Genomic DNA, 23,541 nt, shown 5'->3' with positions numbered 1-23,541 from the left:
GCCCTCCCTGGGGGGAGGGTCGGGCGCTGCCCGGCGGTGCTGCCGGGCGAACGATTTGCGCAGTTCGACTCTCCTTGCCTGCCGTAAGGGCCTAAATCGGTACACAAAAAAGGCCCCGCGGGGGGATTGCGGGGCCTTGTCGCTTTTGAAATCGCCTTAACTATGGGGGTCCGGGCGCCGGGGCCATCGAGACCCCGGCGCCCGGTGGGCGCTCAGATGGCGATCTTGCCGCCACCTTGTTTCGTGACCACGACCACCGACGGGCGCGGCGGCATCGCGGGGTCAAAGTCGGGCCAGCGGGTCGCCGGATCCTCGAAGGTCGAGTCGCGCTCGAACCCCTTGAAGTCCTTCGTCCCATCCGTGCCCGGGTGCTGCACCGCGAGGAACAGCGTCTCGCCGCTGTCGTGGAAATACGGGCCACAGAGCTCACCCCCCACAGGGCAGCGGAAGAAGAGCTTCGAATGCCCGCGCAGATCGCCTTGCGTCTCCAGCGCATAAAGCCCGTCGGACTTGCCCGTCTTGCCCCAGCTGGAGCCCTGATCGGTCGAGATCCACAACCGGCCCTCGGTGTCGATGGCGCAGTTGTCGGGCGAGCCGAACCAGCCGTTCTCGGAGGTTTCCGGGTTCCACTGGGCGCCCACCTCCTCGATGGTCGGATCGCCACATTTCACCAGGATCGACCAGGTGCCCTTGGGCGAGGCGTGGTCTTCGCCGTCTTCCTTGATCTCGATGATATGTCCGAAAGAACTCTCGGGCCGCGGGTTGGCCGCATTCACCTGATCGGGCTGACGCCGTGTGTTGTTGGTCAGCATCACATAGGCGGTGCCGTTCGGGCCCGGGTTGGCATCCTCGGGCCGGTCCATCGGGGTGGCCCCCAGCAGATCGGCGGCCAGACGCGTGTCGATCATCACGTCACCCTGATCGTTGAAGCCGTTCTCCGCCGTGAGCGGGCCTTCTCCATGCACCAGCGGCATCCAGGTGATGGTGCCATCCGCGTCGAAGCGCGCCACATAGAGCGTGCCGTCCGACATCAGCGAGCTGCCGAAGACGCTGTTCTCCTCGGTCACATCCTCGGTCGAGACGTATTTGTATAGATAGTCGAAGCGGTTGTCGTCGCCCGAATAGATCACCAGCTTGCCGCTCGACGAGATCGTGGTTTCCGCACCCTCGTGGCGGCAGCGGCCCATGGCGGTGTGCTTGATCGGCTTGGCATCGGGGTTGCGCGGGTCGACCTCGACGATCCAGCCCCAGCGGTTGGGCTCGTTGGGTTCCTTGTCGATGTTCCAGCGGTCGTGGAACTTGCCCCAGGCGTACCAGCCACCCGGCACGCCATAGCGCTTCATGCTCGCCGCTTCCGGCTGGGCGGAGATGTCGGGCTTGCCCTCGGCATCCACCTTGTCTGTCCAGAAGTAGCCGTGGAAGTTCTCTTCGGCCATCAGGTAGGTGCCCCAGGGCGTCATGCCGCCGGCACAGTTGTTCACCGTGCCGATGACCGTCATGCCCTCGGGGTCGGCGTTGGTCTTGACCCTTGTGTGTCCCGCTGCGGGGCCGCTCATGGTCATCTCGGTGTTGAGCGGGGTGATGCGGCGGTTGTACTGGCTGTCGCGCACCAAGGCCCACTTGCCGTCCTCACCTTGCGCGATCTCGACGACCGAGCCGCCGTGCGCGGCCATCTCGATGTCCACCAGCTCCTTGGTCATGCCGGTGAAGCCGTCGCGGTCCTGGCGCCCGAGGCCGGGGAACATGACTTCCTCGTTGGTGTATTCGTGGTTCACGCAGAGCAGGCCACGGGTGCCGTCCTCGTTCAGTGCGGTGAAGCCCACGTAGTCGTTGTTGTAGCCGAACTGCTTCAGCTGCGCCTCGGCGGTCTGGTTCATCACGTCGAATTCGGGCGCGTCGGCTGTGATCGGATCCCCCCAACGCAGCAGGATGTCGGCGTTGTAGCCGTCGGCGATGTGGTGCCTTTCGTCATTGCCCCAGGGCAGCTCGTCGAAGGTGTAGCGGCTCGCGCTGGCGGCGGCGGCCTGTCTCGGTGCAACCATCGCGGAGGTTCCGAAGAGCGCGGTGGTCGCCGCCACGCCAAGCGCGCCTTTGAGCAGATCGCGCCGGCCATAGCGCGCGTTGATCACGTCGCCGATGGTGCGGCTCAGGTTCGGGTTGGTCGGGATATCGTCGAAAGCCTCGAAGGCTTCCGCCTTGTTGCCGTGCTCCGGGTCGTTGATGATGTCTCTGCGGTTCATGTGCTTCCTCTGTCGGTGGCGTTGATTATTTGCGCGCGGCGCCGAATCTGCGCCGCCGCTGACTGTCATTCGATCTGCCCGGAGCTTGTAACGCCCTTATGACGGATCACTGCTGTTTTTGAGGTCCCCGATGAAAAGGTTAACAACACCTCATGCGTGAAATCAACCGATACGGGAGAGCAGCGCCGGGATCTTCTTTTTGAACGGGAAGAAGCCCTTTGTGGCATGCGGCCAGGCAGCCCTGTCATAGCTGCGGCGGATCTGGTGCAGCGGCGGCACCTCCGGCTGCCGCCCGGCCTCGGCCAGCAGGTCTGCGGTGGGGCCGACGGGGGCGTAGGGTGTGACGATCTGTTCGAGCCCCGCCGCCGTGGCCCAGTTGGCAATCTGTGCCGCGGTGCGAAGATCGGGCGTGATCTCTCCCAACCGCTCCGACCACCGGCCGGCTGCATCCTGCTGGGCGGCCTCACGGAAAGCCGCCGCATGCGGCGCAGAGGTGAGCGGGCCGATATCCGTCGCCGCCGCGATCAGGCCGGTGGCCGCGACCTCCACCCGGTCCAACACGAAACCGGGGCTCAGATCGTCCGGGTGCAGCAGCAGCCCGGTGCGCGCGCCCTGCTTGGGGGGCGTCTCCTGCGGTAGCAGCCCGGGGGCAGGGGGCGGCGGGGCCACGCGTGGCTCGGCCACGCTGGCCAGCCGCCCCCGCGCGTCGAACCGGCCGTCGGTGTATTTGGCGATGTTGTCGGCGCGCGCGAGATAGGTCTTGCCCTGGGTCTGAATGCCCGCCACCCAGCGCCAGCTCAGTGTATTCGACGCCGGATCGCCATCGAGCAGATGCCGCAGGAAGAAATCCGCGCCGAGTTCCCAGGGCAGCTCCAGCGTGAAGATCCAGATCGAGGCGAACCACATGCGCGCGTGATTGTGCAGATAACCGGTGTGCACCAGCTCCTCCGCCCAGGCATCGAAACAGTCGACGCCCGTCTCGCCTTTACAGGCCTCTTCCCAGCGGTCGCGCAGCCCGCTCTGGGTCTGCACGTCATCCCAAAGCCTGCGCAGATCGTGCTGATACTGTGCCCAGACAGCCGGGCGCAGCTCCAGCCAGCCCTTCCAATAGGTCCGCCAATAGACCTCCTGGATGAATTTCTCCGCCGCCTGCGCCGAATGGCGCCCGCGCACCGAGCTCAGAACCTCCTCTTCCGTAATCAGCCGACAGCGCAGATAGGGCGACAGCGTCGAGACACCGTGATGCCGCCCCGGACCAAGGTCATAGTTGCGCCGCGCGGCATAGTCGCGGCCCGCGCAGGGCAGGAAGTCTTGCAGCCGTTCAAGGGCGGCGGTCCGGGTCGGTGGGAAGAGATCGAGCGCTGTCATTCCGCCCCATCTAGAGCGTTTCGAGGTGACTTGAAGCGCGCAAAGTCACTTTTTGCGGTCGACCGACGGGAGAGGCAGCGACCACGTGAGTCAGATTGAAGTCGAGCCGCTTCAGCCGCGTTCAGGATCCGTTCCATCCCTCCCGTCCTGATGGAATCCGCCTCTTGCAGCCCCCCCGCACCAATACTAAGATTTGCGTAACGTTTCGTCGGGTATGGTCCCGCGAATACCAACTGACAGGCATTCCCACATGAACGATCCCATCGACACCTATATGAATACGCTTGTGCCCATGGTGGTGGAGCAGACCAGCCGGGGCGAGCGCGCGTATGATATTTTCTCGCGCCTGCTGAAGGAGCGGATCATCTTCCTCTCCGGCCCGGTGCACGACGGGATGTCCTCGCTGATCGTGGCGCAGCTGCTGCACCTGGAGGCGGAAAACCCGTCGAAGGAAATCAGCATGTACATCAACTCGCCCGGCGGCGTGGTGACCTCGGGCCTGTCGATCTATGACACCATGCAATACATCAAGCCCAAGGTCTCCACGCTGGTCATTGGACAGGCAGCCTCCATGGGATCGCTGCTTTTGACAGCAGGTGAGGCGGGCATGCGGTTCTCGCTGCCCAACTCCCGCGTGATGGTGCACCAGCCGTCGGGCGGCTACCAGGGCCAGGCGACGGACATCATGATCCACGCGCAGGAGACGCAGAAACTCAAAACGCGCCTCAATGAGATTTACGTGAAGCACACTGGCCAAACCCTTAAAAAGGTTGAAGAAGCGCTGGAGCGCGACAACTTCATGTCGCCCGAGGACGCGAAAGACTGGGGGCTCATCGACGAGATCGTCGAGAACCGCAGCAAGGACGACGACGACAGTTAACCAGGGCAGCGGAACGCACAGTCAGTTTACCAATTAGCGATTGTGGACCTGTCACCGCTGGCCTAAGCTGTCATCCGTAACAAGTAGCGCGCGCGGACGGCCCGCCCGCGCCTCGAACAAGACCTGGAAGGCTCGACATGGCGACGAATACGACCGGCGACAGTAAAAATACCCTCTATTGCAGTTTCTGCGGCAAAAGCCAGCATGAGGTGCGCAAGCTGATCGCCGGGCCGACGGTGTTCATCTGCGACGAATGCGTTGAGCTCTGTATGGACATCATCCGCGAGGAGACCAAGGCCTCCGGGTTGAAAGCCACCGATGGCGTGCCGACGCCCAAGGACATCTGCGAAGTGCTCGACGATTACGTGATCGGGCAGGCGACCGCCAAGCGCGTGCTGTCGGTCGCGGTGCACAACCACTACAAGCGTCTGAACCATGCCCAGAAGGGCGGCGATATCGAACTGGCCAAGTCGAACATCCTGCTGATCGGCCCCACCGGCTGCGGCAAGACGCTGCTGGCCCAGACGCTGGCGCGCATTCTCGACGTGCCCTTCACCATGGCCGATGCGACCACGCTGACCGAAGCGGGCTATGTGGGCGAGGACGTGGAAAACATCATACTCAAGCTGCTGCAGTCCTCGGAATACAACGTGGAACGCGCACAGCGCGGCATCGTCTATATCGACGAGGTCGACAAGATCACCCGCAAGTCGGAAAACCCATCGATCACCCGCGACGTCTCGGGCGAGGGCGTGCAGCAGGCGCTGCTGAAGCTGATGGAGGGCACCGTGGCTTCCGTACCGCCGCAGGGCGGGCGCAAGCATCCGCAGCAGGAATTCCTGCAGGTGGACACGACGAACATCCTCTTCATCTGCGGGGGCGCCTTTGCGGGGCTCGACAAGATCATCGCCGCGCGCGGCAAGGGTTCGGCCATGGGCTTCGGCGCGGATGTGCGTGACGAGGATGCCCGCGGCGTCGGCGAGATCTTCACCGATCTGGAACCGGAGGACCTGCTGAAATTCGGTCTGATCCCGGAGTTCGTCGGCCGCCTGCCGGTGCTGGCGACGCTCGAGGACCTGGATGAGGACGCGCTGGTCACGATCCTGACCCAGCCGAAGAACGCGCTTGTGAAACAGTACCAGCGGCTCTTTGAGTTGGAAGACACGCAACTGAGCTTCACCGACGATGCATTGTCCGCAATCGCCAAGCGGGCGATCGAGCGCAAGACCGGCGCGCGCGGGCTGCGGTCGATCCTTGAGGACATTCTGCTCGATACGATGTTCGATCTGCCGGGCCTCGAAAGTGTGACCGAGGTGGTGGTGAACGAAGAAGCGGTCACCTCGGACTCGGCGCCGCTCATGATCCATGCCGATGCCGAGAAGGAACCGGCAAGCGCAGGCTGAACGCAGACCTTTCGGAACGCATATGCAAAAGAGGCGGGCATCGAACCCGCCTCTTTTGCTGGGCGCGCCGCTCAACCGTGAAGATCGGGTGAGGGCGCCGTGCGCTGCGCACCGACGTAATACCGACGTCATACCGACGCGATACAGACAGGCCACCGACACGCCGAAGGAGCAGCCTCATGACCATCCAACGCATCTCCTCCGGTGGGGTTTACGAGCCGCAGATCGGCTACTGCCGCGCCGTTGTTGCGGGAGGGTGGGTGCATGTGGCAGGCACCACCGGGCAGGGCGAGACCGTTGTGGAGCAGTGCGCCTCTGCCCTGACCACAATCGAGGCAGCGCTCACCAAGGCCGGGTGCGGATTTTCCGATGTCGTTCGAGTGACTTACATGCTGCCCGACCGCGCGGAATTCGAACCCTGCTGGCCGCTCCTGACCGAGGCGTTTGGCGCCGCGCCGCCTGCCGCAACCATGATCGAATGCGGGCTGATTGACCCCAAATTCCGGATCGAGATCGAGGTGACCGCGCTGCTGCCTGAATAGGTGGGGAAAGCCGCGCATCGAACTGGACGTTTACCCGACAATCAGCCATATGTGAGACAAGAGTGTGATCGGAGGCAATCCATGGGACTTCTGACATCTATCCTGCGTGCTGTGACCTGGTGGAACGGCCAGACGCTGAACACGCAGCTCTGGACCTGGCGCAAGGGCGTGAAGGTCGGCGAGGACAGTCAGGGCAATATATTCTATGAAAACAAGGACAAGAGCCGCCGCTGGGTGATCTACAACGGCGAGGCCGAAGCCAGCCGGGTGGATCCGGAATGGCACGGCTGGCTGCATCACACCTGGGACGCGGCCCCCACAGAGGCGCCGCTGCCGCGCAAGGCGTGGGAAAAGCCGCATCAGGAGAACCTGACCGGCACGGCGCTCGCCTATGCCCCCAAAGGCTCGATCCGCCGCAGTGATCCGGCCCCGCGCAGCGACTACGAAGCCTGGTCTCCGGAGTAACCCATGGCAGAGAACATCACCGAAGTGCTTGTTGGAGCGGGCGTGCTGGCGGCCGCGGTCGGCTTTGCCGTCTATGCGGGTCAGGTTGCGGATTTATCAACAAATTCAACTACTTATCCGCTAGAGGCGAGCTTCCGCAGCCTCGAAGGCGTCAGCGTTGGCACGGATGTGCGTCTTGCCGGCGTGCGCGTGGGCACTGTCGCCAACGTCGACCTGAACCCCGAAACCTATCGCGCCGATACGGTCGTTGCTCTCCAACAGGGGATCGAGATCCCGGATGACAGCGCCATCGTGATTTCCTCCGAAGGGCTGCTCGGCGGCAACTTCGTCGAAATCGTGCCCGGTGGGTCGCCCTTTTTCTTCGAGCCGGGCGATACCATCGAAGACACGCAGGGTGCGGTCAGCCTCGTCTCCCTGCTTCTGAAATTCGTGAGCGGGTCGTCGGAATGATCCTGCGGCTGGCCCTGACAATGGGGCTGATGGCCGGAACCGCGGGGGCGCAGCAGGTCAGCGAGGCCGAGGGCGTTGTTCTCCGTGGTCTGGATAAGATCAGCGGTCAAGTCTATGATATTGAAATGAAATCTGGCCAAACGGCGGCCTTCGAACAGCTGCGCATCACGCTGAACTCCTGCCGGTTCCCCGTCGGCAACCCGTCAGGCGATGCCTTCGCCGCGCTGGAGATTGCGGATGCTCTGGACGGCTCAACCGTCTTCTCTGGCTGGATGATCGCCTCGGCGCCGGCGCTGTCGGCGATGGACCACGCGCGCTATGACCTCTGGGTCATGCGCTGCACCACCTCCTGAGGGCTGCGCAGCGGCGGGTCGGTAAAGCTTGCTGGCAGATCCTGGGCAATCGCCAAGGCACGATGGTAGGTGGCACGCGAGACCTCGACGCCTCCAAGTGACGCGAGGTGCTCCGTCAGAAACTGTGTATCAAAGAGTTTGAACCCACCGTCGACAAGGCGATCCACGAGGCAGGCCATGGCGATTTTCGAGGCATTCGTGCGACGCGAGAACATGCTTTCCCCAAAGAACGCCGCGCCCAGAACAACGCCATAGACCCCGCCGACCAGCGTATTCTCCTCCCAAACCTCGAGGGAATGCGCCTTGCCGCGTTGATGCAATGCCAGATAAAGCCGCCGGATCTCCTCATTGATCCAGGTGTCCACCCGGTCCGCACACCCATCGACGACACCTTCGAAATCCTGATTGATTTCAATGCGTAAGGCGGTGTTCCGCATGGCCCGGCGCAGCGATCGGGAGGCGTGGAAGCCATCGAGCGGCATGACCCCGCGCCGCTGCGGATCTACCCAGAAGATTTCTGGGTCGTCGCGGTGTTCGGCCATCGGAAAGATCCCCGTGGCATACCCCTGCATCAGCACATCCGGGGTCAGGCGCACGGGCCTAGCTGCCGCCGAGATTGGTCTCCAGCCAATGCTCCAGCCAGTGGATGTTGTAGCCACCGGTGAGCACATCCTCTTCCTGCAGCAGCGCATGGAAGAGCGGCACGGTGGTGTCGACGCCGTCGACGATCAACTCCCCCAAGGCGCGGTTGAGCCGTGCCAGCGCTTCGGGCCGGTCGCGCCCATGCACGATCAGCTTGCCGATCAGGCTGTCGTAATAGGGCGGGATGGAATAGCCGTCATAAAGGGCCGAATCCATGCGCACGCCGAGGCCGCCCGGCGCGTGATACTGCGTGATCCGACCAGGGCAGGGGGCGAAGTTCGGCAGCTTCTCGGCATTGATGCGCACTTCGATGGCGTGGCCGTTGATGGTCAGGTCCTCTTGCTGGAACGACATCTCCATCCCCGCGGCCACGCGGATCTGTTCGCGCACGAGGTCCACGCCGAAAATCCCTTCGGTAACAGGGTGTTCCACCTGCAACCGCGTGTTCATTTCGATGAAATAGAACTCACCGTTCTCATAAAGGAACTCGATGGTGCCCGCGCCGATGTAGTTGATCCGCGCCACCGCATCGGCACAGGTCTTGCCGATGGCCGCGCGCTCTTCGGGGGAAATGGAGGGGCCGGGGGCTTCTTCAAAGACTTTCTGGTGACGCCGCTGCAGCGAGCAGTCGCGCTCCCCCAGATGGACGGCGCGGCCCTTGCCATCACCGAAAACCTGAATTTCGATGTGCCGCGGCGTGGTGAGGTATTTCTCGATATAGACCTCATCATTACCGAAGTTCGCCTTGCCCTCCGCGCGCGCGGTGAGGAAGGCCTTCTCCATCTGATCGGCGGTTTGCGCGACCTTCATGCCGCGCCCGCCACCGCCTGCCGTGGCCTTGATGATCACAGGATAGCCGATCTCCTCGCCAAGGCGTTTGGCCTCCTCCAACGAGGCAACACCGCCGTCCGAGCCGGGTACGCACGGCACCCCCAGCTTCTTCATGGTGTCCTTGGCAGTGATCTTGTCACCCATGATGCGGATGTGTTCGGCGGTGGGGCCGATGAAGGTCAGGTCATGGTCCTCCACCACCTGAACAAACCCAGCATTTTCAGAGAGAAAGCCATAGCCGGGGTGGATCGCTTCGGCGCCAGTCACCTCGCAGGCGGCGATGATCGCAGGCACCGAGAGATAGCTTTGCGTGCTTGACGGCGGGCCGATGCAGACGCTCTCATCGGCCATGCGCACGTGCATCGCGTCACTGTCCGCGGTCGAATGCACCGCCACGCTGGCAATGCCCATCTCGCGCGCCGCGCGCACCACGCGCAGGGCGATCTCGCCGCGGTTGGCAATCAGGATTTTGTTGAACATGGGCGCCCCCTATTCGAGGATCACAAGCGGTGTGCCGAATTCCACCGCGGCCCCGTCTTCCACGAGGATGCGTTTCACCGTGCCCCCGCGCGGGGCGGGAATGTGGTTCATGGTTTTCATCGCCTCGACGATCAACAGCGTGTCACCCTCGTTCACACTGGCGCCCACGGAGATGAAGGAGGCCGCACCCGGCTCCGGCTGCATGTAGACGGTGCCCACCATGGGCGAGGTCACGGCGCCCGGATGGTTGGCCGGATCTTCACTGCTCTCGGCTGCTGCGGGCGCAGGCGCGCTTGGCGCCGCGGCGGCTTCGACATGGGCAGCGGGCGCCGGGGCGGCTGCAGCCATTTGGGTGACCACCTGCTGGTGCATGTGACGGCTCACCCGCACGTTCAGGCTGTCATCGGCCCCGTAGTCCCGCTTGACCTGCAGTTCCGTCAGATCGTTCTCCCGCAGCAATTCGGCCAGGGCCTGAATGAAGGCCACATCCGCGTCATGGTTCTTTTTTGTCATGTAAGTCCTCGACCGTTCCGGGGGAGCCTTTTTGCCTGCGGCTCTTGTTCTTGTGGTGTCGTTATAAGGGAAGGGTCTTGCCATGAAAACCCGCCTCTTGCAGCGCGCCTTTCGCAACGTAAACTCAGATCGAAGGGGGAGATTTCATATGAACCTTGCGCTTTGGCTGGAACGCACGGCTGTGGCGGCACCGGAGAGGCCAGCGCTCTATTCCGGGCGCAGCCTGGTGGCGACATATGGGCAGTTCTGGGCGCAGGCCCGCGCCGTTGCGGGGGCGCTGAAGGCCCGCGGTGTGCGGCCGGGCGACCGTGTGGCCCTCTTCATGACCAACTGCCCCGAGTATCTCATCGCCTTCTATGGCATCTGGTGCGTAGGCGCGGTTGTCGTGCCGATCAACGCAAAGCTGCACGGCCGGGAGGCGGCCTATATTGTCGACGATGCGGGTGCCTCTCTGGTCTTTGCAAGCAGGCCCCTCGCCGCGACGCTGACCGACGCGGAGGTCACGGTGCCGGTGATCGTGGCACCCGGCGCGGAGTTTGATCACATGCGCGCGCATGATCCCGTGGTGACCCCCGCGCCACGGGCCGCCGCCGATATCGCCTGGCTTTTCTATACCTCCGGCACCACGGGCAAGCCTAAGGGTGTCATGATGACCTTCCGGATGCTGACGGCTATGAGCTTGTGCTACATTCAGGATGCCGATGTGGTGCGGCCCGAGGATGCCACGCTCTATGCGGCTCCGATGAGCCATGGCGCGGGTATTTACAATATGATGCATGTGCGGGCGGGGGCGCGGCATGTTTGCCCGGTTTCGGGCGGGTTCGACCCTGCGGAGATCTTTGACCTCGCAGCGGAGTTCGACAGCGTCCAGACGTTTGCTGCGCCCACGATGGTCAAGCGCCTGACCGAAGCGGGCAAGGCCTCTGGCCAGCGCGGCACCGGCCTGCGCACCATCGTCTACGCGGGTGGTCCGATGTACAACGCCGACGTCATCGACGCCGTGGATCACTTTGGCCCGATCTTCGTTCAGATTTACGGGCAAGGGGAGTGCCCCATGGGTATCACGGCCCTCTCCCGCACCGATGTGGCCGACCGCAGCCACCCGAACTGGCGTGCGCGGCTGCAATCGGTGGGCCGGGCGCAATCGGCGGTCGAGGTGGCAATTGGCGATGCAGATGGTCAGCCGCTGCCCCCGGGAACGCACGGCGAAATCATGGTGCGCGGTGACACGGTAATGCCAGGCTATTGGCAAGACGTGGAGGCCACGGCCAAGACTTTGGTGAACGGTTGGCTGATGACCGGTGACATGGGCTTCATGGATGCTGACGGCTATGTCACGATGCAGGACCGCTCGAAGGATATGATCATCTCGGGTGGGTCCAATATCTACCCGCGAGAGGTGGAGGAGGTGCTGCTGATGGACCCGCAGGTGCAAGAGGTTTCCGTTGTGGGTCGTCCACATGCCGAATGGGGCGAGGAGGTGGTGGCTTTCGTCGTTGGGCAGGTGGATGTGACGCGGCTGGATCAGCTCTGCCTTGAGAACATCGCGCGGTTCAAGCGGCCCAAGGACTACATCCAGATCGAGGCACTGCCCAAGAACAACTACGGCAAAGTGCTGAAAACCGAGCTGCGCGCGCTGTTGGCCGCTCGTTAGGGCGCGGGCACACCCGCATCTGCGTGCGGGTGTGTAGTGGCGAGGGCGCGGTCAGATCGCCAGATATTCCTCGCGCAGCTCCTTGTTCTCGAGCACTTCCGCCGCAGTGCCATCAAAGACGATCCCGCCTGTGTCGAGGATCACCGCGCGATCGGCCAGTTGCAGCGCACGCACCGCGTTCTGCTCTACAAGGATCGTGGTGATGCCCTGTTCCTTGATCACCCGCAGGGTCTTTTCGATCTCGTCCACGATCACCGGGGCGAGGCCTTCGTAGGGCTCATCGAGCAGCAGCACCTTGATGTCACGGCAGAGCGCCCGGGCGATGGCCAGCATCTGTTGTTCGCCGCCCGACAGCGTCACACCTTCCTGTGTGCGGCGCTCGCGCAGGCGCGGGAAGAGGTCATAGACCCGCTCCAGCGACCAGCCGATGGGTGGGGCGATCTGGGCGAGCTTCAGGTTCTCCTCGACGGTGAGCCCGGCGATGATCCGACGATCTTCCGGCACAAGACCCAGGCCGGACTGCGATGCCTGATAGCTCGACATGCTGTGCAGCGGCTGGTGGTCGAGCCAGATCTCGCCGCGCTTGACCTCCGGGTCGGAGAGCCTTGCGATGGCCCGCAGCGTCGAGGTCTTGCCAGCACCATTGCGGCCCAGCAGGGCGAGGATTTCGCCCTCGTGCACATTGAAGCTGATGCCCTGCACGATGTAGCTCTCGCCGTAGTAGGCGTGCATGTCCCAGACCGAAAGGAACGCCGGCGCCGTCGCGGCCTTATTTGCGTGTTTGGAGAAATCTGGCTTTACGTTCATCGTCTGTCTCCTTGTCGTCTGTCCCGAAGCGGTGGCCTGAAAGCCCACCGCACCTGCCTGTTCTGCCGTATGTGCCGGCAGGTGGGGTGGGCTTTCAGGCCACCCCTGATTGAGCGGTTATGCGGCGTCCTGGGTTTCGCCCAGATAGGCTTCGCGCACTTTCGGATTGCCCTTGATGTTGTCCGGTGTGTCCTCGACCAGCGGCGTGCCCTGCGCCAGCACGGTGATCCGCTCGGCGAGGCTGAACACCACGTGCATGTCATGTTCGATGATCGCGATGGTGATGTCGCGGTCCTCGCTGATCTGTTTCAGCAGGTCGATGGTGTTGTTCGTATCCGCTCGCGCCATGCCTGCGGTGGGCTCGTCCAGCAGCAGCAGACGCGGTTCCTGGCTGAGGCACATGCCGATCTCCAGCCGCCGTTTGTCGCCGCGCGACAGCGAGCCTGCGTGCATTTCGCGTTTGTCCGCCATGTTCATGTCTTCGAGCATATGTTCTGCGCGTTCGATCATGTCGCGCTGCGACGGGATCGAGGAGATGGCGTTGAGCTGAAATGCCCCGTCACGCTTTGCAAAGCAGGGGATCATCATGTTTTCCATCACACTCAGATCGGCGAAGATCTCGGGCGTCTGGAACACCCGGGAAATGCCCATCTGGTTGATCTCATAGGGCTTGCGGCCTAGTACCGATTGCCCGTCGAACATCACCGAGCCGGTGTCGGGGATGAGTTTGCCCACCAGACAATTCAGCAACGTCGATTTGCCCGCGCCATTTGGCCCGATGATCGCATGCACCGAGTTCTCGGCGATGCTCAGGTTGACATCCCCAAGGGCTTGAAGCCCCCCAAAGCGTTTGCCGACGTTCTTGACTTCGAGAATACCCATGTCGTCTCTCCTTACTCCGCCGGGGTTGTCCTGCCATCAGGCTTGTCATCCGCAGGCTTCTTTCGCTTGAAGAGCCGTCCGACGCGCTGACCGCCTTCGACCAGACCGCCGGGTAGGAAGATCACCACCAGCATGAAGAGGATGCCCAGCGTCAGGTGCCAGCCCTTGCCGATGAAGGGGTAGACCAGCGTGATCAGCAGATCTTCGATCCCGTCAGGCATGAAGGCGAACCACTGCTCCAGGATCGACTTGTTGATCTTGGACACGATGTTTTCCATGTATTTGATGAAGCCCGCGCCCAGTACCGGGCCGATCAGCGTGCCAGCACCGCCGAGGATGGTCATCAGAACGACTTCACCCGAGGCCGTCCAGAACATGCGTTCCGCGCCCACCTGCGTGTCCATGGCCACCAACAAACCACCGGCGAGTCCGGCGTACATGCCCGAGATCACGAAGGCCGCCAGCGTGTAGGGTTTCGCATTCAGACCGGTGTAGTTCAGCCGTTGCTGGTTCGATTTCACCGCGCGCAGCATCATGCCAAAGGGCGAGCGAAAAATGCGGATCGAGATATAGAAGGCGATCAGCATCACCACCGCCGCCATGTAATAGCCTGCATTGAAGGTAAAGACCCAGCCGCCGACCGCCATCTCATAGCTTTCGTTCATTTGCAGGCCAAAGAGGTTTGCACGTGGAGTCTCGCCAGCGGCCAGAGCGCCATCAAGGATGCGCGGGTCGTTCACTTTTGGCTGCAGCCCGGTTTCCCCGCCTGTGATCGGCGTCAGCACCGAATAGGCCAGCGAATAGGACATCTGCGCAAAGGCGAGCGTCAGGATCGAGAAGTAGATGCCGGAGCGGCGCAGCGAAATCCAGCCCACCAGCAGCGAGAAGAGACCTGCCACCAGCACTGAGATGATGATCGCCGGGATCACGTTCATGGTCAGCAGCTTCATCATCCAGATCGCCGCATAAGAGCCGACGCCGAGGAAGGCCGCGTGGCCGAAGCTGAGATAACCTGTGAGACCAAAGAGTATGTTGAAACCGATGGCAAAGATGCCAAAGATCACCAGCCGCTGCATCAGGTCCGGATAGCCCGCGTTGAACTGCGCCATGGCTGATCCTTCGGGGAATGGGTTCAGGATGAAGGGCGCAAACAGGCAGAGGATGGCCACGATGATCAGGAGGGTGACGTCTTTTTTGTTCAGGCCCATGGCTTAGTCCTCCATCACGCCCTTGCGGCCCATCAGGCCCCGGGGACGTGTCAGCAAGATGATGATGGCGACCAGGTAGATGATGATCTGGTTGATGCCGGGCAGGGTCTCGAGCACGATGGCCATGGAGGCGAAGCTTTCCAGGATGCCCAGCAGGAACCCCGCCAGCACCGCGCCCGAAAGCGAGCCCATGCCGCCCACAACGACCACCACGAAACTGAGTACGAGGAAGTCCATGCCCATGTGATAATTCGGCGAATTGATCGGCGTGTACATTACACCAGCCAGCCCCGCCACGGCAGCGGCAATGCCGAACATGATGGTGAAGCGCTTGTCGATGTTGATGCCCAGCAGGCCTACGGTCTCGCGGTCGGCCATGCCGGCGCGCACGACCATTCCGAATGTGGTGAACTGCAGGAAGGCAAAGACCGCGCCGATGATCACGGCAGCAAAGGCGAAGTACACAAGCCGCCAGTAGGGGTAAATGATCGTGTTGGGATCAAAGCCCAGCATCGCGCCGAAATCGAACGATCCGCGGAAAGCGTCGGGCGCGGGCGTGGGGATCGGGTTAGCACCGTAGAAATACTTGATGATCTCCTGCAGCACGATCGCAAGGCCGAAGGTCACGAGGATCTGGTCCGCGTGCGGGCGCTTATAGAAATGCTTGATCAGCCCGCGTTCCATCGCAAAGCCGATACCGACCATGACCGGGATCGCAAAAAGGATCGAGATGGGCACCGCCCAGTCTATGATCACATCGCCTGTGGCCTGGCCGAAGATGTCGTACAGATAGGGAACGTCGACTTTCAACGGGTTGCCAAGAAAGTCGGTCTTGGTCTCGTCGATCACCGTGTGACTGATCGTCAGGATGCGGCTGAGCGTGACCGCACAGAAGGCGCCGATCATGAACAGCGCGCCATGGGCGAAGTTCACCACGCCGAGCGTGCCAAAGATCAGTGTCAGACCCAGCGCAATTAGCGCGTAGGCCGAGCCTTTGTCGAGCCCGTTGAGAATTTGCAGGATGATTGCGTCCATGGTCCCACCTTCATGAAACGAGTGTGGCCGAGCGTGGCGAAAGTGTCAGGGCGGCGCTGGATCGCCGCCCTGGAGGTGCGCTTAGGCGCCCGGATTGCAGGTGCCCAAGCTACCGCCTGCGAACTGCGGGTGATCCGGCGCGTAGGTGACCTGCTCCACCGGCGTGACCTCGACGATCTCGAGAAGGTCGAACTCCGAGGTCGGGTTCTCTTTCCCTTTCACCACGAGCACATCCTTGAAGCACTGGTGGTCTTCGGCGCGGTAGAGGGTCGGGCCGTTGCCCATGCCGTCGAACTCGAAGCCTTCGAGGGCCTCGACAACCGCACAGGGGTTGAACGATCCCGCGCGCTCGACCGCATCCGCATAGAGCAGCGCCTGCACATAGCAGGTGTGCGCGGCCTGCGACGGCGGGAAGCCATATTTGGTGCCGAAGGACTGCACGAAGGCCTTGGAGCCTTCGTCCTGCAGCGACCAGTGCCAGTTGGTCGAGCCGAAGATCCCCTTCACGTTGGCGCCCGCACCCTTCGCCATCAGGCGGGAGTAGAGCGGCACGACGATCTCGAAGTTCTTGCCGTTCACCTGCTTGTCGCGCAGGCCGAACTGCACCGCGTTGGTCAGCGAGTTGACCATGTTGCCGCCGTAGTGGTTCAGCACCAGAACGTCCGCGCCCGATTGCAGAACCGGCGCGATGTAGGAGGAGAAGTCGGTCTGCGTGAGCGGTGTCAGCACCGTGTTCACGGTTTCCCAGCCCATCGCCTCGGTCGAGGTGCGGACCGCTTCTTCGGTGGTGTAGCCCCAGTTGTAGTCCGCCGTCAGGTGATAGGCCTTGCGGTCCGAGCCATAGGCGTTCTGCAGCACCGGTGCGAGCGCCGCACCCGACATGTAGGAGTTGAAGAAGTGACGAAAGCCGTTGGCGCGGCGGTCTTTGCCCGTCGTGTCGTTGGAGTGCGTGAGGCCTGCCATGAAAATCACGCCTGCCTCCTGGCAGAGCGCCTGCACGGCCACCGCCACCCCGGAGGACGAGCCGCCGGTGATCATGATGGCGCCGTCTTTTTCGATCATCGACTTGGCCGAGGCGCGGGCGGCGTCCGACTTGGTCTGGGTGTCGCCGGTGACATATTCGACCTTCTTGCCGAGGATGCCGTTGCCCTGCAGGGCCTTGGACGTGAATGTGTTCATCAGCCCGCCGTCGCCTTCACCGTTCAGGTGTTCGACCGCCAGCTCATAGGCGCGCAGCTCGTCGGCGCCTTCGTCCGCGTAAGGTCCGGACTGGGGCACGTTGAAGCCCAGTGTCACGGTGTCGCCCGTGGGCGCGTTCAAAAAGCCCGCGTGCCCATCAGCACGCAGATACGTCGGCAGCGCCAGGCCAGCAGCACCGGCCACGGCGCCGGTCTTGATCAGACCACGACGCGTCAGTTTCGTATTGGACATGAAAATCCTCCCATATGGTAAAGCCGTATGCCTGACACAGTCCTCTCCCGTCCGGCATGCGGGGCACAAAAGTGCAAATTACTTATCGCCCACGACCTGAAAACTGCGCAACAAGTGCATTGAAATGCTCAATTATTTTGTAAATAAATCGACAGATTGATGGTGCGCTTTGTAAATTAGGTGATATTGCGGCGCAGAAACCTGTTGAAAAGGCATGAGAATGCGGGAGGAGGTACCGTGGCACGCGAAGGACTGACAGGCAGCCGCATCCGGGAACGTCGCTCGGTGGCCGGCCTGCGGCAGGCCGATCTTGCGAGAAGTTTAGGCATCTCGGCCTCTTATCTCAACCTGATCGAGCACAACCGCCGTAGAATCGGCGGCAAGCTGCTGCTCGACATTGCACGGGTGCTCGACGTCGAGCCCTCGATGCTGACGGAAGGGGCTGAGGCCGCCTTGATTTCCACGCTCCGCGAGGCGGCGACCCAGGCCAACCTGCCGCCAGCCGAAGCAGAGCGCGCGGATGAACTCGCGGGCCGCTTTCCCGGCTGGGCAGAGGTGCTCGCAGCGGGTCATCGGCGCATTGCGAGCCTGGAACGCACCGTGGAGACCTTGTCGGATCGGCTGACCCACGATCCGCATCTTGCGACCTCGGTGCATGAGCTTCTGACGACCGCTGCCGCCATTCGGTCAACCGCAGCCATTCTGGCCGAAGATGCAGATCTCACGCCGGAATGGCGCGATCGGTTCCACAACAACATCAATCAGGACAGCCGCCGCCTTGCAGACAGCTCCAAGGCGCTGGTGGAATATCTCGATGCCGGGCAGGGGGTCGAGGACGCGGGCGCTAGCCCGCAGGATGAACTCGAGGCATTTCTCACCGATCACAACTTTGCCTTCGAGGCCCTGGAGACGGGGGCCACCACACCCGACACCATGGTTGCGGAAGCCGCGACGCTGCGCTCCACCGCCGCCCGGCACATGGCGCGGGGTATCCTGCAAACTGTTGCGGACGATGCCGCGCGCGCACCTCGGGCCCTGGTGCGCCGGGCCGTGAAAGATCTTGGCCCCGAGCCCGTGGCGCTGGCGCGACGGCTGGAGATCCCGGTGCCGATGGTACTGCGCCGCCTTGCCGGCCTGCCGGAGCTTGATCTCGGCCTCGTCGTCTGTGACCGCGCGGGCAGCCTGCTGTTTCGCAAAGCTGCGGCGGGCTTCGTGATCCCCCGTTTTGGCTCGGCCTGCGCGCTGTGGCCGCTCTTTGCGGCTCTCGCACAGCCGGGGCAGGTCATCCGCACGCCCATCGTACAGCTCGGACGCGGCCGCGCCGCCTTCCAGTGCATCGCCGTGGCCGAGGTGGTGGGACGGCCCACTTACAACACCGCACCCCTGCTACAGGCCAGCATGCTGGTGCTGCCAGAGGCGTCCGCCGATACGCCTGATGCCCTCGAAGTCGGCGCCTCGTGCGGCGTTTGCCCGCGTGAACCGTGCCCGGGACGGCGCGAGCCGTCTATCCTCGCCAGCGGTCTTTGAGCCGTCCCGGTGGTGTTCAAAGCTTTGACAGGGCGCCTGAAACCAACGATAGTTCAGGCTCCGCCCTGAGGAAGACAGGCCGCGCGCCTGACGGGGCGTGCGCCTTTTGGGAGGAGGCCGAACATGGGAAAACACGTGCTTCTGGTGGAAGACGAGATGAACATCGTCGAAGCCATACGTTTCTTGCTGAGTCGCGAAGGCTGGGAGGTCGACACGCATTCGGACGGGGCAAGCGCCCTGGATGTGATCCGCGACCGCAGACCGGATCTGGTCGTTCTTGACGTGATGCTGCCCGGCAGGAGCGGCTTTGATATCCTCGAAGAACTCCGCGGCAACGATGACACGGCTGATCTGCCGGTGCTGATGCTGACCGCACGCGGGCAGAGCCGCGACCGCGAGATGGCCGAGAAGGCGGGCGTCAGCCGCTTCATGACCAAGCCGTTTTCCAACACCGAGGTGCTGACAGCGGTGCGCGATTTGCTCTACGTGCACGGCCAGCGGACCTGACCCATGGCCGAGCCCCGCTCACCGCTCTTTCTGGAACGGGGCAGCTATCGCCAGCGGCGCTGGATGGATGCGATCCGTCTGCTCGTGATCCTCGGCGTCGTACTCTGGATGATTCCGCTGCTCTGGCCATCGGGTGAGGCTGCGGACGGGTCCATTTCGATGTCACGCGCGCTCCTCTACATCTTTGGCGTCTGGGTGCTGTTGATCGGCGCCTGCTACGGGCTCGTGCGTCGGGTGCAGACACTCCCTGACAGCGCAGACGATGGCGAGGAGGCGTAATGGCCTCGCTCAACATCCTTGTTGCGGTCTCTCTGGCCTATGTGGCGCTGCTCTTCGGCGTGGCCTTCCTGGCGGAGCGCGCGGGCATGCGGGGGCGGGCAGGGTGGTTGCTGCGCTCGCCGTTGGTCTACACGCTCTCGCTGTCCATCTACTGCACCGCCTGGACTTTCTATGGCGCGGTTGGCTATGCCGCGCGGTCCGGACTGGAATACGTGACGATCTACCTTGGACCCAGCCTTGTGATGGTGGGCTGGTGGTGGATCTTGCGGCGGCTCGTGCGGATCGGGCGCAGTCACAAGGTCACTTCGATTGCCGACCTCATCTCCTCCCGCTACGGCAAATCCAATGGGTTGGCTATCGTTGTGACCCTCATGGCGGTGATCGGGGTCACGCCCTACATCGCGCTACAGTTGCAGTCGGTTACCGCCTCCCTGTCAATCTTTGCTGCTGGCGGGCAGGAGGGTCTCGCGGACCAGGGCGCCGCACGGGCCGCCGGGTTCTGGATCGCGGTGGGACTGGCGGTCTTCACGGTGCTTTTCGGCACGCGCAACCTCAATGTGAACGAACGTCAGCACGGGGTGGTGATCGCTGTCGCGGTTGAGGCGGTGGTCAAGCTTGTCGCCCTCCTCGCGGTCGGGGCGTTCGTGGTCTGGGGGATTGCGGGCGGCGTCGCCGAGACGCTGGCCCGCATCGACGCTTCTGATCTCGGCACCTGGGAGATGGACGGCAGCCGCTGGGCCGGACTGACCTTTGTCTCCGCCGCCGCCTTCCTCTGCCTGCCACGGATGTTTCAAGTGATGGTGGTCGAGAACGATGACGAACGCCACTTGCAGATCGCGAGCTGGGCCTTCCCGCTTTATCTGATGATGATGAGCCTCTTCGTGGTGCCGATTGCGGTGATCGGTCTCGACCTGTTGCCCGTCGGCTCCAACCCGGATTTCTTCGTGCTCAGCCTGCCGCTCAGCCAAGGGCAGGAGGGTCTTGCCATGCTGAGCTTTCTTGGCGGCTTCTCTTCCGCCACATCGATGGTGATCGTCGCAACACTCGCGCTCTCCACGATGGTGTCGAACCATGTGGTTATGCCGGTGTTTTTGCACCTGCATCAGGGCGGGGCCACCCAATCCGGGGATGTGCGCAACGTGGTGATCATGGCGCGGCGGCTGTCGATCCTGACGATCATCGCCTTGGGCTACATCTATTATCAGATTTCAGGCGGCTCCAGTGCGCTGGCCGCCATCGGGCTGATTTCCTTTGCCGGCGTGGCGCAGTTTCTGCCCGCGATGCTCGGCGGGATCTTCTGGCGCGGCGCGACGCGTGCGGGCGCACTTGTGGGGCTGGGCATCGGCTTTGTGGTTTGGGTGTTCACCATGCTGCTGCCAAGCTTTGGCCCGGGCGCCGCGCTCAGTGTGGCGACCTTCGACAGCGGCCTTTGGGGGATCGGCTGGCTGCGCCCGCAGGCTCTTTTCGGCGTCAAGGGACTCGACCCGACGGTGCACGCGATCTTCTGGAGCCTCCTGCTCAATGTCACTGGTTTCGTGAGTGTCTCGCTGATGACGTTCCCGCACCCGCTGGAGCGTTTACAAGGTGCGCAGTTTGTGAATGTGTTCGAGCATTCAGGGCAGACCCGCGGCTGGCAGGCCTCCGTCGCGGAGAGCGAAGACCTGATGATCATGACCCAGCGCATCCTGGGCGCGCGGGAGGCGCAGCGGCTCTTTCAAACCGCAGCGGAAGCGCAGGGGCGCGGCGGCTATCTGCCGGAACCGACCGCGGATTTTCTGCAGCAGCTGGAACGGGAGCTCGCGGGGTCCGTCGGGGGGGCGACCGCACACGCGATGATCAGCCAGATCGTCGGCGGGACAGCCGTTTCTGTGCAAGACCTGCTCGCAGTGGCCGACGAATCCGCCCAGATTCTGGAGTATTCGAACCAACTCGAAGCCAAATCTCGGGAGCTCACCCGCACCGCAGCCCAGTTGCGTGACGCCAACAACAAATTGATGCAGTTGAGCGATCAGAAGGACGCCTTTCTGAGCCAGATCAGCCATGAGCTGCGCACGCCCATGACCTCAATCCGGGCGTTTTCCGAGATTCTGCGCGATACGGACGGCCTCGGCCCGATGGAAAAGTCCAAATACGCTAATATCATCCATGTGGAAGCCATCCGCCTGACACGTCTGCTCGATGACCTGCTGGACCTGAGCGTGCTTGAAAACGGGCAGGTGACCCTGAACCAGCAGTCCGGGCGCCTCGTCGATCTGCTCGATCACGCCGTTGCGACGGCAGAGGTGAGCGAGGCCCGCCCCATCACCTTCCGCAGGCGGCGTCTGGACGAGACCGTGACGCTGCACACCGACCTGGATCGGTTGAATCAAGTGTTCATCAATCTGATCACCAATGCCCAGAAATACTGCTCTGCCGACGCGCCGGAACTGCGCATCGAAGTCAGCCGGCCGGGCGAGGCGGTGGTTGTGGATTTCATTGACAATGGCAGTGGCATCCCGCCCGAGTCCCGCGATGTGATGTTCGAGAAGTTCAACCGCATCGGCGCTGAGGATGGCTCGGGCGCCGGTCTCGGTCTCGCGATCTGCCGCGAGATCATGGCGCGTCTCGGCGGTGATGTGCGCTACCTGGAGGGCACCGGCGGCACCGGCTTCCGCGTGACCTTGCCGCAGTCGCAAGCGCTCGCTGCACAATAAAATCCTAACAAAAAAACTGCGTGTTTTTGCAGGCATAAAGGCAATGGTAACCATTCGCCGCTATGCCCTGCGAGGTAGGACCGGGCGCGCGGGCGAGGTGCCGGTGATCGTGACAAGGGCTGTCGATGTCAGTTTTGCAGCGCAAGGCGCAGGCAGGAAAGCAGGAACATCAGGCACGGGCAATGACCGTGCCAAAAGCCTTGCGCGTGAGCGTAGCCAAGATCGCCGACGAAATCTTCGACATGGCGTTGGTGGTGATCGGCATCACACAGGAGACCTGCGAGGGCGACGCGATTGCAGAAAAGCTCGACGACTCCGCTCTTTTGATGCTGCTTGATGGCCCGACCGGCGCTGCGGGCGGTGCGATGGTGGGCCCCGAACTGGTGGGTGCCATGATCCAGCAGCAGACCACTGGCAAAGTGACCGACGCCGCACCAGAACCGCGGCCGCTCACCTCCACAGATGCTGCACTTTGCGCACCGCTCGTTGACGCGCTGTTTCAGCGGGCACATGGCTTGCTGGAAAACGATGAGGACCGCCGCCTTTTGTCATTGCACAAGTTCGGTGCACGTGTGGAAAACACGCGGCTCTTTGGTCTGGCGCTCGATGCGACCGAGTACCGGCTGTTCAAGCTCACCTTGGATATCGCTGGCGGTGCGTTCCAGTCGGGCCTTACCCTGATCCTTCCCGTTCTCGAGCAGCATGTCATCATGACGGAAAGCCAGATGGACGAAGGGGCTGTGGTCGCCGCGCCGGTGACCCTCGACCAGACCATGATGGACGTGAAGGCGGACCTGACAGCAATCCTTGGCCGCGTGCGAATGCCTCTTTCGCGGCTGGAGAGCCTCAAACCGGGAGACGAGTTGGCGTTGCGGCCCGACGCGTTCGACACCGTCGAGATAAAGACGGTCGATGGTCGTACGATCAGCCGTGGTGCAATGGGTCAGTTGGAGGGCCAGCGCGCGGTTCAACTCTGCAGCATTGCGTCCAGCTCGTCGCATTCGAAGCGGACAGCTGAAGGTCGGCAGGACTTCGATGCTCCAGAAGTACAGATGGCCGGAGCCGCGCCACAACTGGTCGCCGATGCGGACCCCGATCAGACGCTCGCCTTGCCGGATGATCTGCCGGACCTTCCGGACCTCCCTGATCTTCCCGATCTGCCTGACTTGCCCGATCTTGACGAGGGGCAGGAGGCGGGGGCCTTGCTTGATCTACCAGACTTGCCGGATGCCGGTGGCGGTGGTGATCTTCCCGATTTGCCGGATCTTCCGGATTTGCCTGATGCCGACAGCGAAGATGGCTTGCCGCCGATCCCTGGGCTGTCCGATTTGAAGACGGCCTGATATGCGCG

At 62.8% G+C, this 23,541-nt stretch carries 22 protein-coding genes; 12 read left to right on the top strand and 10 right to left on the bottom strand.

Annotation, left to right across the window (positions count from 1 at the left end):
• Positions 1 to 212: 212 nt before the first annotated feature.
• Both Q1A71_RS15685 and Q1A71_RS15680 read right to left on the bottom strand, forming a co-directional pair.
• Positions 213 to 2,240: a PhoX family phosphatase gene (locus Q1A71_RS15685; protein ID WP_299678265.1), complete on the bottom strand. Its 2,028-nt coding sequence runs from the start codon at positions 2,238 to 2,240 to the stop codon at positions 213 to 215.
• 162 nt (positions 2,241 to 2,402) lie between these two features.
• Positions 2,403 to 3,608: an FAD-binding domain-containing protein gene (locus tag Q1A71_RS15680; protein ID WP_299678262.1), complete on the bottom strand. Its 1,206-nt coding sequence runs from the start codon at positions 3,606 to 3,608 to the stop codon at positions 2,403 to 2,405.
• Positions 3,609 to 3,858: 250 nt separating this feature from the next.
• Here Q1A71_RS15680 and Q1A71_RS15675 point away from each other — a divergent pair, with 250 nt between their 5' ends.
• The 6 genes from Q1A71_RS15675 (at position 3,859) to Q1A71_RS15650 (ending at position 7,701) form a co-directional block, all read left to right on the top strand.
• The gene (locus Q1A71_RS15675; RefSeq protein ID WP_299678259.1) at positions 3,859 to 4,488 is read left to right on the top strand and encodes an ATP-dependent Clp protease proteolytic subunit; all 630 of its coding nucleotides are present in this window, start codon (positions 3,859 to 3,861) and stop codon (positions 4,486 to 4,488) included.
• A 137-nt stretch (positions 4,489 to 4,625) separates the two neighbouring features.
• A complete protein-coding gene (clpX, locus tag Q1A71_RS15670) occupies positions 4,626 to 5,891 on the top strand; it encodes an ATP-dependent Clp protease ATP-binding subunit ClpX (RefSeq protein WP_299678256.1) in 1,266 nt (421 codons plus the stop codon).
• Positions 5,892 to 6,070: 179 nt separating this feature from the next.
• On the top strand, positions 6,071 to 6,433 hold the full coding sequence (locus Q1A71_RS15665; protein ID WP_299678253.1) for a RidA family protein: 363 nt from the start codon (positions 6,071 to 6,073) through the stop codon (positions 6,431 to 6,433).
• Positions 6,434 to 6,514: 81 nt separating this feature from the next.
• The gene (locus Q1A71_RS15660; protein WP_299678250.1) at positions 6,515 to 6,898 is read left to right on the top strand and encodes an NADH:ubiquinone oxidoreductase subunit NDUFA12; all 384 of its coding nucleotides are present in this window, start codon (positions 6,515 to 6,517) and stop codon (positions 6,896 to 6,898) included.
• A 3-nt stretch (positions 6,899 to 6,901) separates the two neighbouring features.
• Positions 6,902 to 7,348: an outer membrane lipid asymmetry maintenance protein MlaD gene (mlaD, locus tag Q1A71_RS15655; RefSeq protein ID WP_299678248.1), complete on the top strand. Its 447-nt coding sequence runs from the start codon at positions 6,902 to 6,904 to the stop codon at positions 7,346 to 7,348.
• Positions 7,345 to 7,701 carry a DUF2155 domain-containing protein gene (locus Q1A71_RS15650; protein ID WP_299678245.1) on the top strand — a complete coding sequence of 119 codons (357 nt, stop codon included), beginning with the start codon at positions 7,345 to 7,347 and terminating at the stop codon, positions 7,699 to 7,701. The genes mlaD and Q1A71_RS15650 overlap by 4 nt, the downstream gene beginning before the upstream one ends.
• On the opposite strand, the gene aat is transcribed toward Q1A71_RS15650, so the two are convergent.
• Genes aat through accB form a run of 3 tightly spaced genes read right to left on the bottom strand, consistent with a single transcriptional unit; the run spans position 7,665 to position 10,167 of the window.
• The gene (gene aat / locus Q1A71_RS15645) at positions 7,665 to 8,297 is read right to left on the bottom strand and encodes a leucyl/phenylalanyl-tRNA--protein transferase (RefSeq protein WP_299678242.1); all 633 of its coding nucleotides are present in this window, start codon (positions 8,295 to 8,297) and stop codon (positions 7,665 to 7,667) included. The genes Q1A71_RS15650 and aat overlap by 37 nt on opposite strands.
• 4 nt (positions 8,298 to 8,301) lie before the next feature.
• Complete coding sequence (gene accC / locus Q1A71_RS15640) at positions 8,302 to 9,654, bottom strand: acetyl-CoA carboxylase biotin carboxylase subunit (RefSeq protein WP_299678239.1); 1,353 nt, start codon at positions 9,652 to 9,654, stop codon at positions 8,302 to 8,304.
• Positions 9,655 to 9,663: 9 nt separating this feature from the next.
• On the bottom strand, positions 9,664 to 10,167 hold the full coding sequence (gene accB, locus Q1A71_RS15635) for an acetyl-CoA carboxylase biotin carboxyl carrier protein (protein ID WP_299678236.1): 504 nt from the start codon (positions 10,165 to 10,167) through the stop codon (positions 9,664 to 9,666).
• A 148-nt stretch (positions 10,168 to 10,315) separates the two neighbouring features.
• Here accB and Q1A71_RS15630 point away from each other — a divergent pair, with 148 nt between their 5' ends.
• Positions 10,316 to 11,821: an AMP-binding protein gene (locus tag Q1A71_RS15630; RefSeq protein ID WP_299678232.1), complete on the top strand. Its 1,506-nt coding sequence runs from the start codon at positions 10,316 to 10,318 to the stop codon at positions 11,819 to 11,821.
• Positions 11,822 to 11,872: 51 nt separating this feature from the next.
• Here Q1A71_RS15630 and Q1A71_RS15625 read toward each other — a convergent pair whose 3' ends face one another.
• From Q1A71_RS15625 to Q1A71_RS15605, 5 genes are all read right to left on the bottom strand, one after another.
• On the bottom strand, positions 11,873 to 12,628 hold the full coding sequence (locus tag Q1A71_RS15625) for an ABC transporter ATP-binding protein (protein ID WP_299678229.1): 756 nt from the start codon (positions 12,626 to 12,628) through the stop codon (positions 11,873 to 11,875).
• 117 nt (positions 12,629 to 12,745) lie between these two features.
• Positions 12,746 to 13,510 (bottom strand): ABC transporter ATP-binding protein, encoded by a 765-nt coding sequence (locus tag Q1A71_RS15620; RefSeq protein WP_299678226.1) that lies wholly within the window; start codon positions 13,508 to 13,510, stop codon positions 12,746 to 12,748.
• Between the two features lie 11 nt (positions 13,511 to 13,521).
• Positions 13,522 to 14,718, bottom strand: a complete 1,197-nt coding sequence (locus Q1A71_RS15615; RefSeq protein ID WP_299678223.1) for a branched-chain amino acid ABC transporter permease — start codon at positions 14,716 to 14,718, stop codon at positions 13,522 to 13,524.
• A 3-nt stretch (positions 14,719 to 14,721) separates the two neighbouring features.
• Positions 14,722 to 15,753 carry a branched-chain amino acid ABC transporter permease gene (locus tag Q1A71_RS15610; RefSeq protein ID WP_299678220.1) on the bottom strand — a complete coding sequence of 344 codons (1,032 nt, stop codon included), beginning with the start codon at positions 15,751 to 15,753 and terminating at the stop codon, positions 14,722 to 14,724.
• An 81-nt stretch (positions 15,754 to 15,834) separates the two neighbouring features.
• A complete protein-coding gene (locus Q1A71_RS15605; protein ID WP_299678178.1) occupies positions 15,835 to 17,184 on the bottom strand; it encodes a substrate-binding protein in 1,350 nt (449 codons plus the stop codon).
• Positions 17,185 to 17,421: 237 nt separating this feature from the next.
• Here Q1A71_RS15605 and Q1A71_RS15600 point away from each other — a divergent pair, with 237 nt between their 5' ends.
• The 5 genes from Q1A71_RS15600 (at position 17,422) to Q1A71_RS15580 (ending at position 23,533) form a co-directional block, all read left to right on the top strand.
• The gene (locus tag Q1A71_RS15600) at positions 17,422 to 18,711 is read left to right on the top strand and encodes a short-chain fatty acyl-CoA regulator family protein (protein WP_299678175.1); all 1,290 of its coding nucleotides are present in this window, start codon (positions 17,422 to 17,424) and stop codon (positions 18,709 to 18,711) included.
• 123 nt (positions 18,712 to 18,834) lie between these two features.
• A complete protein-coding gene (locus Q1A71_RS15595) occupies positions 18,835 to 19,218 on the top strand; it encodes a response regulator (protein WP_299678172.1) in 384 nt (127 codons plus the stop codon).
• Positions 19,219 to 19,221: 3 nt separating this feature from the next.
• Complete coding sequence (locus tag Q1A71_RS15590) at positions 19,222 to 19,497, top strand: hypothetical protein (RefSeq protein WP_299678169.1); 276 nt, start codon at positions 19,222 to 19,224, stop codon at positions 19,495 to 19,497.
• Complete coding sequence (locus Q1A71_RS15585) at positions 19,497 to 22,190, top strand: ATP-binding protein (RefSeq protein WP_299678166.1); 2,694 nt, start codon at positions 19,497 to 19,499, stop codon at positions 22,188 to 22,190. The genes Q1A71_RS15590 and Q1A71_RS15585 overlap by 1 nt, the downstream gene beginning before the upstream one ends.
• A gap of 125 nt (positions 22,191 to 22,315) precedes the next feature.
• On the top strand, positions 22,316 to 23,533 hold the full coding sequence (locus Q1A71_RS15580; protein ID WP_299678163.1) for a FliM/FliN family flagellar motor C-terminal domain-containing protein: 1,218 nt from the start codon (positions 22,316 to 22,318) through the stop codon (positions 23,531 to 23,533).
• Positions 23,534 to 23,541 lie beyond the last annotated feature (8 nt).

Source organism: uncultured Roseobacter sp., from assembly GCF_947493125.1.
Taxonomy (GTDB): domain Bacteria; phylum Pseudomonadota; class Alphaproteobacteria; order Rhodobacterales; family Rhodobacteraceae; genus Roseobacter.
This window is presented reverse-complemented; position numbering and strand designations above follow the sequence as displayed.

Bases quoted from the DNA above. Each gene is read 5' to 3' on its own strand.
- Q1A71_RS15680 (WP_299678262.1), bottom strand. From the start codon at position 3,608: ATGACAGCGCTCGATCTCTTCCCACCGACCCGGACCGCCGCCCTTGAA.
- Q1A71_RS15620 (WP_299678226.1), bottom strand. From the start codon at position 13,510: ATGGGTATTCTCGAAGTCAAGAACGTCGGCAAACGCTTTGGGGGGCTT.
- Q1A71_RS15605 (WP_299678178.1), bottom strand. From the start codon at position 17,184: ATGTCCAATACGAAACTGACGCGTCGTGGTCTGATCAAGACCGGCGCC.
- Q1A71_RS15610 (WP_299678220.1), bottom strand. From the start codon at position 15,753: ATGGACGCAATCATCCTGCAAATTCTCAACGGGCTCGACAAAGGCTCG.
- Q1A71_RS15585 (WP_299678166.1), top strand. From the start codon at position 19,497: ATGGCCTCGCTCAACATCCTTGTTGCGGTCTCTCTGGCCTATGTGGCG.
- clpX (WP_299678256.1), top strand. From the start codon at position 4,626: ATGGCGACGAATACGACCGGCGACAGTAAAAATACCCTCTATTGCAGT.
- accB (WP_299678236.1), bottom strand. From the start codon at position 10,167: ATGACAAAAAAGAACCATGACGCGGATGTGGCCTTCATTCAGGCCCTG.
- accC (WP_299678239.1), bottom strand. From the start codon at position 9,654: ATGTTCAACAAAATCCTGATTGCCAACCGCGGCGAGATCGCCCTGCGC.
- Q1A71_RS15665 (WP_299678253.1), top strand. From the start codon at position 6,071: ATGACCATCCAACGCATCTCCTCCGGTGGGGTTTACGAGCCGCAGATC.
- Q1A71_RS15615 (WP_299678223.1), bottom strand. From the start codon at position 14,718: ATGGGCCTGAACAAAAAAGACGTCACCCTCCTGATCATCGTGGCCATC.
- Q1A71_RS15685 (WP_299678265.1), bottom strand. From the start codon at position 2,240: ATGAACCGCAGAGACATCATCAACGACCCGGAGCACGGCAACAAGGCG.
- Q1A71_RS15650 (WP_299678245.1), top strand. From the start codon at position 7,345: ATGATCCTGCGGCTGGCCCTGACAATGGGGCTGATGGCCGGAACCGCG.
- Q1A71_RS15595 (WP_299678172.1), top strand. From the start codon at position 18,835: ATGGGAAAACACGTGCTTCTGGTGGAAGACGAGATGAACATCGTCGAA.
- mlaD (WP_299678248.1), top strand. From the start codon at position 6,902: ATGGCAGAGAACATCACCGAAGTGCTTGTTGGAGCGGGCGTGCTGGCG.
- Q1A71_RS15660 (WP_299678250.1), top strand. From the start codon at position 6,515: ATGGGACTTCTGACATCTATCCTGCGTGCTGTGACCTGGTGGAACGGC.
- Q1A71_RS15590 (WP_299678169.1), top strand. From the start codon at position 19,222: ATGGCCGAGCCCCGCTCACCGCTCTTTCTGGAACGGGGCAGCTATCGC.
- Q1A71_RS15675 (WP_299678259.1), top strand. From the start codon at position 3,859: ATGAACGATCCCATCGACACCTATATGAATACGCTTGTGCCCATGGTG.
- Q1A71_RS15580 (WP_299678163.1), top strand. From the start codon at position 22,316: ATGTCAGTTTTGCAGCGCAAGGCGCAGGCAGGAAAGCAGGAACATCAG.
- Q1A71_RS15630 (WP_299678232.1), top strand. From the start codon at position 10,316: ATGAACCTTGCGCTTTGGCTGGAACGCACGGCTGTGGCGGCACCGGAG.
- Q1A71_RS15625 (WP_299678229.1), bottom strand. From the start codon at position 12,628: ATGAACGTAAAGCCAGATTTCTCCAAACACGCAAATAAGGCCGCGACG.